This is a genomic window from Nocardia sp. CA-128927, from assembly GCF_050955855.1.
In the GTDB taxonomy this organism is placed as follows: Bacteria; Actinomycetota; Actinomycetes; order Mycobacteriales; family Mycobacteriaceae; genus Nocardia.
In genome coordinates, this window is sequence record NZ_CP192087.1 from 1,610,032 (window position 1) to 1,623,486 (window position 13,455).

8 protein-coding genes and 3 rRNA genes are annotated in these 13,455 nt (G+C 61.7%); 7 read left to right on the plus strand and 4 right to left on the minus strand.

Annotated elements, in window-relative coordinates; genetic code table 11:
• Window positions 1-33 precede the first annotated feature (33 nt).
• The 5 genes from ACQPW1_RS07505 (at window position 34) to rrf (ending at window position 7,844) form a co-directional block, all read left to right on the plus strand.
• Window positions 34-615, plus strand: coding sequence for a cob(I)yrinic acid a,c-diamide adenosyltransferase (locus ACQPW1_RS07505; protein ID WP_433662000.1), 582 nt, complete (start codon window positions 34-36; stop codon window positions 613-615).
• A gap of 147 nt (window positions 616-762) precedes the next feature.
• The gene (murA, locus tag ACQPW1_RS07510; protein WP_433662001.1) at window positions 763-2,022 is read left to right on the plus strand and encodes a UDP-N-acetylglucosamine 1-carboxyvinyltransferase; all 1,260 of its coding nucleotides are present in this window, start codon (window positions 763-765) and stop codon (window positions 2,020-2,022) included.
• Between the two features lie 474 nt (window positions 2,023-2,496).
• Window positions 2,497-4,013, plus strand: a 16S ribosomal RNA gene (locus ACQPW1_RS07515).
• Window positions 4,014-4,361: 348 nt separating this feature from the next.
• Window positions 4,362-7,497, plus strand: a 23S ribosomal RNA gene (locus tag ACQPW1_RS07520).
• A gap of 230 nt (window positions 7,498-7,727) precedes the next feature.
• A 5S ribosomal RNA gene (gene rrf, locus ACQPW1_RS07525) occupies window positions 7,728-7,844 on the plus strand.
• Together the 16S, 23S and 5S rRNA genes form the textbook arrangement of a ribosomal RNA operon.
• Before the next feature lie 471 nt (window positions 7,845-8,315).
• On the opposite strand, the gene nucS is transcribed toward rrf, so the two are convergent.
• Together nucS and ACQPW1_RS07535 are read right to left on the minus strand one after the other, a co-directional pair.
• Entirely contained in the window at window positions 8,316-9,002 is a 687-nt protein-coding gene (gene nucS, locus ACQPW1_RS07530; protein WP_433662002.1) for an endonuclease NucS, read from the minus strand.
• A gap of 69 nt (window positions 9,003-9,071) precedes the next feature.
• Window positions 9,072-9,788 (minus strand): rhomboid-like protein, encoded by a 717-nt coding sequence (locus ACQPW1_RS07535; RefSeq protein WP_433662003.1) that lies wholly within the window; start codon window positions 9,786-9,788, stop codon window positions 9,072-9,074.
• Window positions 9,789-9,998: 210 nt separating this feature from the next.
• Between ACQPW1_RS07535 and ACQPW1_RS07540 the strand changes: the two genes are divergently transcribed.
• Window positions 9,999-10,307, plus strand: a complete 309-nt coding sequence (locus ACQPW1_RS07540; RefSeq protein ID WP_433662004.1) for an ATP/GTP-binding protein — start codon at window positions 9,999-10,001, stop codon at window positions 10,305-10,307.
• 277 nt (window positions 10,308-10,584) lie between these two features.
• On the opposite strand, the gene ACQPW1_RS07545 is transcribed toward ACQPW1_RS07540, so the two are convergent.
• Both ACQPW1_RS07545 and mce read right to left on the minus strand, forming a co-directional pair.
• A complete protein-coding gene (locus ACQPW1_RS07545; RefSeq protein ID WP_433662005.1) occupies window positions 10,585-11,583 on the minus strand; it encodes a hypothetical protein in 999 nt (332 codons plus the stop codon).
• Window positions 11,584-11,669: 86 nt separating this feature from the next.
• Window positions 11,670-12,131 carry a methylmalonyl-CoA epimerase gene (mce, locus tag ACQPW1_RS07550; RefSeq protein WP_150403704.1) on the minus strand — a complete coding sequence of 154 codons (462 nt, stop codon included), beginning with the start codon at window positions 12,129-12,131 and terminating at the stop codon, window positions 11,670-11,672.
• A gap of 108 nt (window positions 12,132-12,239) precedes the next feature.
• On the opposite strand from mce, the gene ACQPW1_RS07555 reads away from it, so the two are divergent.
• On the plus strand, window positions 12,240-13,418 hold the full coding sequence (locus ACQPW1_RS07555) for an acetyl-CoA C-acetyltransferase (protein WP_433662006.1): 1,179 nt from the start codon (window positions 12,240-12,242) through the stop codon (window positions 13,416-13,418).
• The last annotated feature ends 37 nt before the right edge of the window (window positions 13,419-13,455 follow it).

The window sequence follows — 13,455 nt, forward strand, 5'->3', positions numbered from 1 at the left end:
AGTTGTTGCGTGAGCAGCGGTTAGGGTTGTCCTGTGAGTGTGCATCTGACGCGGATCTACACGCGTACCGGCGACGACGGGACCACTGGTCTCAGTGACTTCTCGCGGGTGGCGAAGACCGATCCGCGCCTGGTCGCCTATGCCGATTGCGATGAGACGAACGCCGCAATCGGGGTGGCGATCGCGCTCGGGCAGCCCGCGGCGCAGTTACGCGAGGTGCTGCTCCAAATACAGAACGATCTGTTCGATGCGGGGGCGGATCTGTCTACCCCCGTTGTCGAGGCGCCGAAGTACCCGCCGCTGCGCATCACCCAGCTCTACATCGATCGGCTCGAGGGTTGGTGCGATGAGTTCAATGCTGAACTGCCAGCACTGAATTCGTTCATTCTGCCGGGTGGCACACCGCTCGCGGCACTGCTGCACACGGCGCGCACCGTCGCGCGCCGCGCGGAACGTTCCGCCTGGGCGGCGGTCGAGACACACCCGGACGACACGAACGTTTTGCCTGCCAAGTACCTCAACCGCCTGTCGGATCTGCTCTTCATCCTGAGCCGCGTGGCCAATCCTGGCGGCGATATCCTGTGGAAGCCCGGCGGAACCAGGTCGAGCACCTGATAATGCTCGAGACACGAGGACGCACGTCCTCGAGTTCATGGGTAACACCCGGGTACACCCCACTAGTGCGCTGAATACCCGGAGTGGCGGAACAGTGCCGCAACTATCCTTGCACCCAACAGTGCGCCGAATACGCGGAGAGGCGGCATGGAACGGTTTTTGGTTACCGGCGGGAATCGACTCGTCGGTGAAGTCGCGGTGGGGGGCGCCAAGAACAGCGTCCTCAAGCTGATGGCCGCTGCCTTGCTGGCCGAGGGCACCACCACGATCACGAACTGCCCGGACATTCTCGACGTGCCGCTGATGGGTGACGTGCTGCGCGGCCTCGGCTGCGACGTCGCGATCGACGCGGGGATGGTCACCATCAACACCCCGGCAGAACCGAAGTACCACGCGGACTTTCCCGCGGTGACGCAGTTCCGCGCGTCCGTCTGTGTGCTCGGCCCGCTGATGGCGCGCTGCAAGCGCGCGGTCGTCGCGCTGCCCGGCGGCGATGCGATCGGTTCCCGTCCGCTGGACATGCACCAGGCCGGTCTGCGGTTGCTCGGTGCGACCAGCGAGATCGAGCACGGTTGTGTGGTCGCGCGGGCCGACGAGCTACAGGGTGCCAAGATTCGGCTCGACTTCCCCTCCGTGGGCGCGACCGAGAACATCCTGATGGCCGCCGTCCTTGCCGAGGGCGAGACGGTGATCGACAACGCCGCGCGCGAACCCGACATCGTCGACCTGTGCAACATGCTGGTGCAGATGGGCGCCCGGGTCACCGGTGCGGGCACCTCGGTACTGACCGTGCAGGGCGTCAAGCGTCTCTCGCCGACGACACATCGCGTGATCGGCGACCGCATCGTCGCCGCGACCTGGGGCATCGCCGCGGCGATGACGATGGGCGATGTCCGGGTGACCGGGGTCAATCCCAAGCATCTGTCGCTGGTACTGGACAAGCTGCGCTCGGCGGGCGCGCGTATCTCCTTCGAGCAGGACGGTTTCCGCGTCGTGCAGGCGGAGCGGCCGCGCGCGGTCAACTTCTCCACGCTGCCGTTCCCCGGATTCCCGACCGACCTACAGCCGATGGCGATCGGCCTGGCCGCGATCGCCGACGGCACGTCGATGATCACCGAGAACGTCTTCGAAGCGCGCTTCCGCTTTGTGGAAGAGATGATTCGGCTCGGCGCCGATGCGCGGACCGATGGTCATCACGCGGTGGTGCGCGGTATTCCGCGGCTGTCCAGTGCGCCGGTGTGGTCGTCGGATATTCGGGCCGGCGCCGGCTTGGTACTCGCCGGTCTGGTTGCCGACGGAACCACCGAGGTGCACGACGTCTTCCACATCGACCGCGGTTACCCGAATTTCGTCGAGCAACTGCAGGCTTTGGGCGGCGAAGTGAAGCGAGTCGGCGCGGCGGAATGAAGTGTTAACGCCGAAAACGCTTCCTGACCAGCGGATTTGACATGATGCACGCAGACACGTAACTTTATTCAAGTCAGAGCGACACGGACACCGACCCGGGGCCGAGGAGCTGAGCGGAAACGCTGAGCGAAGGCCGGGGACACGAGGTAGTACGAGGAGCGCCTGACGCTCACACTGGCTTGACTGAGACCCCGATTTGGTTCTGGGGGAACGGCTGAGCTAAGCTGGATAAGTTGCCTCACCGATCAAGCGGATTAAAACCCGGGCGATGGTTTGTGCGTGTGTTCTTTGAGAACTCAATAGTGTGTCGATGAATGTCAGTGCCAATTATTTAATTGGTTCCGGCCTCTCATACCCCCCGGTTGACGAGGTCGGACATTTAGTCAGCAAATCTTTTTGCTGGCGTTTTGTTTTGCTAGGTTTTCGGACTCTAGTTATTCTTCTGATTAGCCCTTCGGGGTAAGTCAAGAGTCTTCAACGGAGAGTTTGATTCTGGCTCAGGACGAACGCTGGCGGCGTGCTTAACACATGCAAGTCGAGCGGTAAGGCCTTCGGGTACACGAGCGGCGAACGGGTGAGTAACACGTGGGTGATCTGCCTCGCACTTCGGGATAAGCCTGGGAAACTGGGTCTAATACCGGATATGACCTTCCAGTGCATGCTGGTTGGTGGAAAGATTTATCGGTGCGAGATGGGCCCGCGGCCTATCAGCTTGTTGGTGAGGTAACGGCTCACCAAGGCGACGACGGGTAGCCGACCTGAGAGGGTGACCGGCCACACTGGGACTGAGACACGGCCCAGACTCCTACGGGAGGCAGCAGTGGGGAATATTGCACAATGGGCGAAAGCCTGATGCAGCGACGCCGCGTGGAGGATGACGGCCTTCGGGTTGTAAACTCCTTTCGACAGGGACGAAGCGCAAGTGACGGTACCTGTAGAAGAAGCACCGGCCAACTACGTGCCAGCAGCCGCGGTAATACGTAGGGTGCGAGCGTTGTCCGGAATTACTGGGCGTAAAGAGCTTGTAGGCGGTCTGTCGCGTCTTCTGTGAAAACTTGGGGCTCAACCTTAAGCTTGCAGGCGATACGGGCAGACTAGAGTACTTCAGGGGAGACTGGAATTCCTGGTGTAGCGGTGAAATGCGCAGATATCAGGAGGAACACCGGTGGCGAAGGCGGGTCTCTGGGAAGTAACTGACGCTGAGAAGCGAAAGCATGGGTAGCAAACAGGATTAGATACCCTGGTAGTCCATGCCGTAAACGGTGGGTACTAGGTGTGGGTTTCCTTCCACGGGATCCGTGCCGTAGCTAACGCATTAAGTACCCCGCCTGGGGAGTACGGCCGCAAGGCTAAAACTCAAAGAAATTGACGGGGGCCCGCACAAGCGGCGGAGCATGTGGATTAATTCGATGCAACGCGAAGAACCTTACCTGGGTTTGACATACACCGGAAACCTGCAGAGATGTAGGCCCCCTTGTGGTCGGTGTACAGGTGGTGCATGGCTGTCGTCAGCTCGTGTCGTGAGATGTTGGGTTAAGTCCCGCAACGAGCGCAACCCTTATCTTATGTTGCCAGCGCGTAATGGCGGGGACTCGTGAGAGACTGCCGGGGTCAACTCGGAGGAAGGTGGGGACGACGTCAAGTCATCATGCCCCTTATGTCCAGGGCTTCACACATGCTACAATGGCCAGTACAGAGGGCTGCGAGACCGCGAGGTGGAGCGAATCCCTTAAAGCTGGTCTCAGTTCGGATCGGGGTCTGCAACTCGACCCCGTGAAGTTGGAGTCGCTAGTAATCGCAGATCAGCAACGCTGCGGTGAATACGTTCCCGGGCCTTGTACACACCGCCCGTCACGTCATGAAAGTCGGTAACACCCGAAGCCGGTGGCCTAACCCCTTGTGGGAGGGAGCCGTCGAAGGTGGGATTGGCGATTGGGACGAAGTCGTAACAAGGTAGCCGTACCGGAAGGTGCGGCTGGATCACCTCCTTTCTAAGGAGCACATCTCCACGACGCTTCACGTAGGTGAATGTGGTTGTGGCAGAGACCGTTTGTGTCCCCATTCGTGGGACTGCGGACGCTCATGGGTGGAACGCTGACAAGCTTTCTCACATAGTGGCCGGTCCTCAGTGACTGGCCCCGTGGGGGATATATCGACACACTGTTGGGTCCTGAGAGAACACGCAAGTGACTCTCTAGGCGAAGATAACGACAAGACCGAGTGGTCACGCAGACCGCATCGGCTTCTCTCTTCGGAGAGGGGTTGGTGGGCATGGTGGTGATCGAAGCTCGGTTTTGTGTGTTGTTTGAGAACTGCACAGTGGACGCGAGCATCTTTGTTAGTAAGTGTTTAAGAGCGTACGGTGGATGCCTTGGCACCAGGAGCCGATGAAGGACGTAGGAGGCTGCGATAAGCCTCGGGGAGCTGTCAACCGAGCTGAGATCCGAGGATTTCCGAATGGGGAAACCCAGCACGAGTGATGTCGTGTTACCCGCATCTGAATATATAGGGTGTGTGGAGGGAACGTGGGGAAGTGAAACATCTCAGTACCCACAGGAAGAGAAAACAATAGTGATTCCGTGAGTAGTGGCGAGCGAAAGCGGAAGAGGCTAAACCGTTTAGATGTGATACCCGGCAGGGGTTGTCTAGACGGGGTAGTGGGGCTCACTTTCCAGGTTCTGCCGAGCCTGGCGAGAGTCAGAAACCGTTGTGTTAGTCGAAGTGGTCTGGAACGGCCTGTCGTAGAGGGTGAGAATCCCGTAGACGAAAACTCAGCGGCTCTTGTAGTGAGTACCCGAGTAGCAGCGGGCCCGTGAAATCTGCTGTGAATCTGCCGGGACCACCCGGTAAGCCTGAATACTCCCTGGTGACCGATAGCGGACTAGTACCGTGAGGGAAAGGTGAAAAGTACCCCGGGAGGGGAGTGAAATAGTACCTGAAACCGTGCGCTTACAATCCGTCAAAGCCTGCGAGTCGTTTGGTCGGCTGTGGGTGATGGCGTGCCTTTTGAAGAATGAGCCTGCGAGTTAGTGGCATGTGGCGAGGTTAACCCGTGTGGGGTAGCCGTAGCGAAAGCGAGTCCGAATAGGGCGACCAGAGTCGCATGTTCTAGACCCGAAGCGGAGTGATCTACCCATGGCCAGGGTGAAGCGACGGTAAGACGTCGTGGAGGCCCGAACCCACTTAGGTTGAAAACTGAGGGGATGAGCTGTGGGTAGGGGTGAAAGGCCAATCAAACTCCGTGATAGCTGGTTCTCCCCGAAATGCATTTAGGTGCAGCGTCACGTGTTTCACGCCGGAGGTAGAGCTACTGGATGGTCTAGGGGGCCTACAAGCTTACCGAAATCAGCCAAACTCCGAATGCCGGTGTGTGAGAGCGTGGCAGTGAGACTGCGGGGGATAAGCTTCGTAGTCGAGAGGGAAACAGCCCAGATCGCCGGCTAAGGCCCCTAAGCGTGTACTAAGTGGAAAAGGATGTGAAGTCGCGAAGACAACCAGGAGGTTGGCTTAGAAGCAGCCACCCTTGAAAGAGTGCGTAATAGCTCACTGGTCAAGTGATTTTGCGCCGACAATGTAGCGGGGCTCAAGTACACCGCCGAAGCCGCGGCATTCACACAATACGTCCGCACATCCTTACGGGGGTGTGTGCAGCGGTGTGGATGGGTAGGGGAGCGTCCTATAGCCATGGAAGCAGCAGGGTGACCTAGTTGTGGAGGCTATGGGAGTGAGAATGCAGGCATGAGTAGCGAAAGACGAGTGAGAAACTCGTCCGCCGAATGACCAAGGGTTCCTGGGCCAGGTTAATCCGCCCAGGGTGAGTCGGGACCTAAGGCGAGGCCGACAGGCGTAGTCGATGGACAACGGGTTGATATTCCCGTACCCGTGTATCCGCGCCCATGATGAATCAGTTGTGCTAAGTGTCCTGAACTTCCGAGAAGACCTTCGGGTCTCGAGTGGAGGGATGCACATGACCCTGGCTGGTAGTAGTCAAGCGATGGGGTGACGCAGGAAGGTAGCTGGGCCAGTCAGTGGTTGTACTGGTGTAAGCCTGTAGGGCGTGGTGTAGGCAAATCCGCACCGCATGTAGCCTGAGAGGTGATGCGTAGCCGATTGAGGCGAATTCAGTGATCCTATGCTGCCGAGAAAAGCCTCTAGTGAGTTGGTACACGGCCCGTACCCCAAACCGACACAGGTGGTCAGGTAGAGAATACTAAGGCGATCGAGAGAACTGTGGTTAAGGAACTCGGCAAAATGCCCCCGTAACTTCGGGAGAAGGGGGACCTGGTTTGGTGACGGAATTTACTTCCTGAGCTGGGCGAGGTCGCAGAGACCAGTGAGAAGCGACTGTTTACTAAAAACACAGGTCCGTGCGAAGTCGTAAGACGATGTATACGGACTGACGCCTGCCCGGTGCCGGAAGGTTAAGAGGACCGGTTAGCGCTTCGGCGCGAAGCTGAGAATTTAAGCCCCGGTAAACGGCGGTGGTAACTATAACCATCCTAAGGTAGCGAAATTCCTTGTCGGGTAAGTTCCGACCTGCACGAATGGCGTAACGACTTCTCAGCTGTCTCAACCACAGACTCGGCGAAATTGCATTACGAGTAAAGATGCTCGTTACGCGCGGCAGGACGAAAAGACCCCGGGACCTTCACTATAGCTTGGTATTGGTGTTCGGTACGGTTTGTGTAGGATAGGTGGGAGACTGTGAAGCGGGCACGCCAGTGTTTGTGGAGTCATCGTTGAAATACCACTCTGATCGTATTGGACTTCTAACCTCGGACCATGATCTGGTTCAGGGACAGTGCCTGGTGGGTAGTTTAACTGGGGCGGTTGCCTCCTAAAATGTAACGGAGGCGCCCAAAGGTTCCCTCAGCCTGGTTGGCAATCAGGTGTTGAGTGCAAGTGCACAAGGGAGCTTGACTGTGAGAGCGACAGCTCGAGCAGGGACGAAAGTCGGGACTAGTGATCCGGCACCGGCAAGTGGAAGCGGTGTCGCTCAACGGATAAAAGGTACCCCGGGGATAACAGGCTGATCTTCCCCAAGAGTCCATATCGACGGGATGGTTTGGCACCTCGATGTCGGCTCGTCGCATCCTGGGGCTGGAGTAGGTCCCAAGGGTTGGGCTGTTCGCCCATTAAAGCGGCACGCGAGCTGGGTTTAGAACGTCGTGAGACAGTTCGGTCTCTATCCGCCGCGCGCGTCAGAAACTTGAGGAAGGCTGTCCCTAGTACGAGAGGACCGGGACGGACGAACCTCTGGTGTGCCAGTTGTTCCGCCAGGAGCACTGCTGGTTAGCTACGTTCGGAAGGGATAACCGCTGAAAGCATCTAAGCGGGAAGCCTGTTCCAAGATGAGGTTTCTCACCACCTTTGAGTGGTTAAGGCCCCCCACAGACCATGGGGTTGATAGGCCAGAACTGGAAGCTCGGTAACGGGTGTAGGTGACTGGTACTAATCGGCCGAGGACTTACCAACAAAGAAGCTACGCGTCCACTGTGCAGTATCTGAAACAACACACGATCCGTGTTCACGGGTTCGGAGTGAGAGTTTCAGAGGCTTGCGCCTTTGAACACTTACCGGATTGGCAGGATTTCAGGGTTTACTTCCTGGAGGTTCTGTCTCGCTGGTGGGGTTTCAGGGGCCTAGGCCCCTGAAGATTCCTCCCTGGTGAACCTGGGGCACGGAGTGTGACAGTTTCATAGAGTTACGGCGGCCATAGCGGCAGGGAAACGCCCGGTCCCATTCCGAACCCGGAAGCTAAGCCTGCCAGCGCCGATGGTACTGCACTCGACAGGGTGTGGGAGAGTAGGACACCGCCGGAACATCATTGCAGAGGACCCCCAACATTGTTGGGGGTCTTCTTGCGTTCAAGGACAGTTACAAACAGCGTCTAGCCTCGGATTCCCTGCACGCCTTGCGTATACGCCGGGCTCGCGCTGACGTCGGCGTCTCGCCCGAGTTGGGTGATCGGTATTCCGCAGCACCGTCCGCGCTTATCCGAATGCGTAAGACTCAGGCGTACTCGATGCCGCCCGTACAGGCCCGTCCCTGGCGCCCTACATGCCGCGGTCGGAGTATCCACCGTGGGCCACGAAGAGCACCGCAGGCGCTACAGGAGGTGCACAACAGTGGCATTCCTCGTTGTCCGCCACTGCCTTCGGTGCCACGAGCACCGACACGGCTCCGCCCCGGAACTAAGAAGTCCGCCCGCTGAGCGTTCAGCGGGCGGACTGGGCCGCCTGAGGCAGCAGTTATGCACGCGCGCGGATGTAATGCGGCCGCGGCGTATTCGTTCAGAACAACCGGAATTCGGTGCTTTCCGTACCGCGCAGGGCGTCGTAATCGAGTACGTGGCAGCGGATTCCACGATCCTCGGCGAGGGTCCGGGCCTGGGGCTTGATCTGCTGAGCCGCGAAGACGCCTGCTACCGGGGCCAATAGCGGGTCGCGGTTGAGGAGTTCGAGGTAGCGGGTGAGTTGTTCGACGCCGTCGATCTCGCCGCGGCGTTTGATCTCTACCGCGACGGTGGCGCCGACGGCGTCCCGGCACAGCAGGTCCACGGGCCCGATGGCGGTCATGTACTCGCGGCGGATGAGGGAGAAGCCGGGGCCGAGGGTGGTCACGTGTTCGGCGAGCAGGACCTGAAGATGAGCCTCCACACCGTCTTTCACCAGACCGGGGTCCACCCCGAGCTCGTGCGAGGAGTCGTGTTCGATGTCCTCGATGGTGATGCGGAGTTCCTCGCCCGCCTTGTTGGTGACGACCCAGAGGGCCTTCGCGCCCTCGGGGATGTCGGCGGCGCCGCGCTCTTCCAGCCAGCACGGCGGGCTCATCCAGTTCAGCGGCTTGTACGAACCACCGTCGGAGTGCACGAGGACCGAGCCGTCCGCTTTCACCAGCAGCAGGCGGCGGGCCATCGCCAGATGGGCGGTGAGTCGCCCCACGTAGTCGACCTGACAGCGAGCAATCACTAGGCGCACCCAAGCACTGTAGGTGACCGGCCGACCAGAGTTGTCGTCAGCCCGCCGCGACTGCGGTCGTGTTCCGGCTCAGCCGAAGAGTACGGCGCTCGCCAAGATGGCACTGGTGCCCAGGAGCGCCAGCTCCACTTTGCTGAAGGGCCGGGCGACCGGTGTCTTGGTCCGGATCATCACGTAGCCGACTGCGGAGCCGATGCAGAACGCCAGCAGGTGGCCGACGTTGGTGAAGGTCTGGCCGAGCAGAACACCACCCACGGCCGCGACGAACCAACCAGCGGCCCAAGGGATTCTTGACCGCTGCGGGACCACGAAGATGAGCGCGCCGATCAATGCCATCGCGCCGTAGCTGACGCCGACGTCCTCGCTCCACCGCACACTGGCGGGCAGCCAGTCGAATTCGACGGCGACCCACAGGCCCGCGGCGACGAGCAGTGTCGCGCCGATATGTCCCGCGAGGAAGACGCGCACCATGTGCAGAGCGCCGAAGCGCAGCTCCGCGAGCGCGAGCAGACACGCGAGCATCGGCATGATCAGCCAGGCGACGCCGACGTCACCGATCACGAGCGCACTGGACAGCAGCGTGACGACGCGCCCCTGCAGCAGGTTGTGCAGATTGGTGCTGGCATGCAGCACCACGTTGGACTGGGCCGAATCGCTCAGCGCCGAGAAGATCGACGTGACGATGACCAGCGCGGCCAGGTAGCCGATGGTCGCGGGCACCCGCGGTCGCCACCAACGAGAACTGACGACCGTTGTCCGGTCGTCCGTGGTCGTCGCGACGGCCATGCACACCTCCATTGTCCTGCGGTACATCTTCATGATCGAGGGCTGTGCTGCGCTCGATCAGGGTATTCCCTGTGAGATTGCTGCGAAACTGTTCGCCGGTACTCGATGAGCAGGCGGTGCCCCACTGTGCCACACGAACCTGAGGGACGGCAGGGCGAACGAAGCAGCGGCCGAACAGAGCCATCTGCGGCCGAGTAATAGGGTGGATGTATGCCTCGTCGGAAACCACGCGCAGACGGTCAAACGGGCCGCTCGCGGACGGGCGGCGCACCGCTCGGTGATGTCTTCGGCCGGACCGAGGCGGGTCCCGACGGTGACGAGACCTACGTCGTTCGCACCATCCCAGGCGCCCGTGCGGTGAAGATCTACCGCTGCCCGGGGTGTGACCATGAGATCGCACAGGGCGTGGCGCATATCGTCGCCTGGCCCGCCGACGGCGGTGAGGACGATCGCCGGCATTGGCACCGCGGTTGCTGGAACGGCCGCCAGACCCGTGGGATCACCCGCCGCTGGTCGTAGGCGGGGTCCGGAATGCGGCGTTCATGATGAATGCCCGTGTCGCCGAGGAGGATTCCGCCGAATCGCGCCGTTTGTGCTGAATGTCCGTGCGGCGATAGGCGATTCCCGCGATTCCTCCGGTACGTGACATTCGTGCCCAATGTCCGGTTGGCGGAGGCGATTCCGGGTAAGCGGCACCCGTCGGACCCCGGGAATTAGGAAGGCCGCCCCGGTAAGGGGCGGCCTTGGGTTGAATTCGGTTGGGGTGTTGCGCTAGTCGCCGCGTGGCCCGCCGATGTTAGTTGCTGATGTCGGCGTTCTCGCGCTCCTCGTCGACGATGTCGTCTTCCTCGGACGCAACCTCGGAGATGGCCTTGCGGTTGGATCCGGAGACCTGCTTGGTGTTGTTGCCGATCTTGCGCTGATCCGGAACACCGTCCAGCAGTTCGCTTTCCCGGTTGACCGCGGCGAGCATCGCGGGCACGGAGTCGAGCTGGCCGCGGATGCCGAGCAGCTGGGCGAGCACGCGTCCACGCAGCACGCGCATCTCCTCGGCCAGTTCCTTCGCGTGCGCGATCTTGCGCTCGGAGGTCTGGGTCGCGGAGGTGATGAGGCGGTTGGCCTCGTCGGTCGCGTCCTTGATCCGCTGTGCGGCCTCGGCGCGGCTGGTGGCCTCCAGCTCCTCCATGGCGCGGGTGAGCTTGGTGCGCCGCTCCGCCATGGTGACCTCGAAGTCCTGCTGGGTCGCCTTGCGCTTGGCGTCGGCTTCCTTGCCGAGGCGGTCGGCCTCGGCCTGAGCGGCTTCGATGATCTTCGCGGACTCGGTGCGCGCGTTGGCCAGGGTCTGCTCGAACTCGATCTCGAGCGCCTCGCGCTTTTCCTTGGTTTCGGCCAGCAACGACTCGTACTTGCCACGCATCTCGGTGGCCTGCTGCTCCGCGATCGACACCATCTCCGCGGCTTCGGCCTGTGCCAGGGCACGGACCTCGGAGGCCTCGTCGGAGGCCAGCCGCAGCATGCGGGAGATGCGGTCGGACATGCCTTCCGCGGTGGTGGGCGGCACCGAGAGTCGGTCGACCTCCTTGCGGAGCTCGTCGATCTCGTCACGCGCATCCTCGAGCTGGCTCGCGAGGTTACGGGCTTGTGCCGCAGCAGCATCCCGGTCGGTAGCGGTGACCCTTAGTTCGGCGTCGAAGCGGTCGAAGTAGTTGCGTACCTCGTCTTGCGCATAACCCTTGCGCACAACAGTGAAGGGCAGTGCAACGAAGCGATTGCGATCGGACTCAGGTGACGACATGGCACACAAACTACAGCCTACAGAGACCTGATGGTGACTCGACCGCGAATGTGATTCCGAAGAGTTTTTCCGGCCCGATCTTGATACTAGTGCGTAACATTCGCGTTCGGCTCGACCAACTCGATCAGCACACCGCCAGCATCCTTCGGATGGATGAAATTGATGCGGGAATCCGCTGTTCCAGGCCTCGGAGCCTCGTACAGCAAACGCAAGCCCCGCGCGCGCAGGTGCGCGGAGACCGCGTCGATGTCGGTCACGCGGTAGGCCAGTTGCTGCAGGCCTGCTCCGTTACGGTCGATGAACTTGGCGATGGTGGACTCCTCGTTGAGCGGAGCCAGCAACTGCAGGGCAGTCCCTCGATCGGGGGCGCCGGGCAGCGACAGCATCGCCTCGTGCACGCCCTGGGCATCGTTGACCTCGCGGTGGGTCTCGATCATGCCGAGATTCTCGGCATACCAGGCAACCGCGACATCCAGGTCGGGCACGGCGACACCGACGTGGTCGACGGCGACGACGTAGTCCGCGGGGATGAAATCGGCCGAATCCATAACGTTGCTCACATCTCGAAGGTAGCCGCTACCTGCGTACCGGCAACCTGGGCACTGCGGTTACCGTGGAGTACGGAATCCTGCGAAACATAGATAGCGAGGCCTTTCGTGACCACATCCGTGATCGTCTCCGGTGCCCGTACCCCGGTCGGTCGGCTGCTCGGCGGCCTCAAGGACTTCAGCGGGTCCGAGCTCGGCGGCTTTGCCATCAAGGCCGCGCTGGAACGGGGCGGCGTCGCGCCGGAGCAGGTCGACTACGTGATCATGGGCCAGGTGCTCACCGCGGGCGCGGGCCAGATGCCGGCCAGGCAGGCGGCCGCCGCCGCGGGCATTCCGATGGACGTACCCTCCTTGACGGTCAATAAGGTCTGTTTGTCCGGAATCAACGCGATCGCGTTGGCGGACCAGCTGATTCGGGCCGGCGAGTACGAGATCGTCGTCGCCGGTGGCCAGGAGTCGATGAGCCAGGCCCCGCATCTGCTCGAGAAGAGCCGCGAGGGATTCAAGTACGGCGATGTCACGCTGCGTGACCACATGGCCTACGACGGCCTGCACGACATCTTCACCGATCAGCCGATGGGCGCGCTGACCGAACAGCGCAACGACACCGAGCCGGTCAGCCGCGAGGACCAGGACGCGTTCGCGGCGGCCTCGCACCAGCGCGCGGCCGAGGCGTGGAAGAACGGCGTCTACGACGACGAGGTGATCCCGGTCTCGGTGCCGCAGCGCAAGGGTGACCCGCTGGTGGTCGCCGCCGACGAGGGCATCCGCGCCGACACCACCGCCGAGTCGCTGGCCAAGCTGCGCCCCGCCTTCCGCAAGGACGGCACCATCACCGCGGGCACCGCCTCGCAGATCTCCGACGGCGCCGCCGCGGTCGTGGTGATGAGCAAGGCCAAGGCCGAGGAGCTGGGGCTGAGCTGGCTCGCCGAGATCGGCGCCGCGGGCGTCGTCGCGGGTCCGGACTCGACGTTGCAGGACCAACCGGCCAACGCCATCGCGAAGGCTTGTGCGCGCGAAGGCATTTCGCCCGCCGACCTGGACGTGGTGGAGATCAACGAGGCGTTCGCGGCGGTCGGTGTCGCGTCGACCCGCAAGCTGGGCATCGATCCGGCGAAGGTGAACGTCAACGGTGGCGCGATCGCGATCGGCCACCCGCTCGGCATGTCCGGTGCGCGCATCCTGCTGCACCTGGTGCTCGAGCTGAAGCGCCGCGGTGGTGGTGTCGGTGCTGCCGCGCTGTGCGGTGGTGGCGGCCAGGGTGACGCGCTGATCGTGCGGGTGTAGTCCCGGGTAACCGAGTTTCTCGCCACAGCCCCTGCGA

Coding starts and splice junctions, on each gene's coding strand:
- murA (WP_433662001.1), top strand. CDS start 763: ATGGAACGGTTTTTGGTTACCGGCGGGAATCGACTCGTCGGTGAAGTC.
- ACQPW1_RS07535 (WP_433662003.1), bottom strand. CDS start 9,788: ATGGCCGTCGCGACGACCACGGACGACCGGACAACGGTCGTCAGTTCT.
- ACQPW1_RS07540 (WP_433662004.1), top strand. CDS start 9,999: ATGCCTCGTCGGAAACCACGCGCAGACGGTCAAACGGGCCGCTCGCGG.
- ACQPW1_RS07545 (WP_433662005.1), bottom strand. CDS start 11,583: ATGTCGTCACCTGAGTCCGATCGCAATCGCTTCGTTGCACTGCCCTTC.
- mce (WP_150403704.1), bottom strand. CDS start 12,131: ATGGATTCGGCCGATTTCATCCCCGCGGACTACGTCGTCGCCGTCGAC.